This is a genomic window from Anaeromyxobacter sp. SG64 (genome assembly GCF_022690745.1).
Lineage (GTDB): Bacteria > Myxococcota > Myxococcia > Myxococcales > Anaeromyxobacteraceae > Anaeromyxobacter > Anaeromyxobacter soli.
In genome coordinates, this window is sequence record NZ_JALCZB010000196.1 from 1 (window position 1) to 1,447 (window position 1,447).

Annotated in this window: 1 protein-coding gene; it reads left to right on the top strand. The window is 76.8% G+C overall.

The features are described 5' to 3' along the window. A partial coding sequence (locus MNZ29_RS24035; protein WP_242357111.1) for a proton-conducting transporter membrane subunit occupies nucleotides 1-1,447 on the top strand: 1,447 nt, incomplete at both ends.

Below are 1,447 nucleotides of genomic sequence, written 5' to 3' on the forward strand. Positions count from 1 at the left end.
CGCGGGCCAGGCCCTCGCGTGCGCCGCGCTGTGCGCGGGGGCGGTCCTCGGCGTCGCGGCGGCGGGGACGGTGCTCCTCGGCGGGGAGCTCTCGGCGCCGGCGCTCGGGCTGCGCCTCGACGCGCTCTCGGCGATCTTCCTCTTGCCCATCTGCGCGGTCTCGGCGCTCGGGGCGGTGTACGGGCTCGGCTACTACCCGCAGGCCGAGCACGGCCCGCGCGCCGTGCGGCTGCAGCTCTTCTACGGGCTCGCCACGGGCGGGATGGTCCTCCTCGTCGTGGCGGGGCACGCCGTCGTGTTCCTCGTCGGCTGGGAGGTGATGGCGCTCTCCGGCTTCCTCCTCGTCCACACGGACCACGAGCGCGCGGAGGTGCAGCGCGCGGCGCTCGTGTACCTCGCGGCCACGCACGTCGGGACGCTCGCGCTCTTCGCGCTCTTCGCCCTCCTGCGCCAGGCGGCGGGGTCGTTCGACTTCGCGGCGATGCAAGGGCTGCCCGGCGCGGGCCGGCTCGCGGCGAGCGCCTTCGCGCTCGCGCTCCTCGGCTTCGGCGTGAAGGCCGGCCTCATGCCGCTCCACTTCTGGCTGCCGGGCGCGCACGCGGCGGCGCCGTCGCACGTCTCGGCGGTGATGTCCGGGGTGCTCATCAAGACCGGCATCTACGGGCTCCTGCGCGTGACGGGGCTCTTCGCCGCGCCGCCCGCGACGTGGGGGACGGCGCTCCTCCTGCTCGGCGGCGCCTCCGCCGTGCTGGGGGTCGCGTTCGCCCTCGCGCAGCACGATCTCAAGCGGCTCCTCGCGTACCACAGCGTCGAGAACATCGGGATCATCGCCCTCGGCACTGGGCTCGCGCTGCTCGGCCGGTCGCGCGGCGAGCCCGGCCTCGTGGTGCTCGGGCTCGGGGGCGCGACGCTCCACGTCGTGAACCACGCGCTGTTCAAGTCGCTCCTCTTCCTCGGCGCCGGCGCGGTCCAGCACGCGACGGGCACGCGCGAGCTCGACCTCCTCGGCGGGCTCGCGCGCCCGATGCGCGCGACCGCGGTGCTCTTCCTCGTCGGCGCGGCGGCGATCAGCGGGCTCCCGCCGCTCAACGGGTTCGTCTCGGAGTGGCTCGTCTACATGGGCTTCCTCTCCGCCCTGGAGCGCGGCGGGGGCGACCTCCTCGCCTTCGCGGCGCTGGGCGTGCCGGCGCTGGCGCTGGTCGGCGGGCTCGCCGCGGCGTGCTTCGTCAAGGTGGTGGGGGTGGTGTTCCTCGGCACCCCGCGCAGCGCGCACCCGCGCGCCGCGCACGAGGCGCCGCGGACGATGCTCGTGCCGATGGCGATCCTCGCCGCGGCCTGCGCCGCGATCGGCCTCGCCCCGGCCGCCGCGCTCCCGGCGCTGGTCCGCGCGGCGGCAGCGTGGTCGCGGCTCCCGCCCGAGCTCCTCGACGGCGCGGCGGCGCGCGCG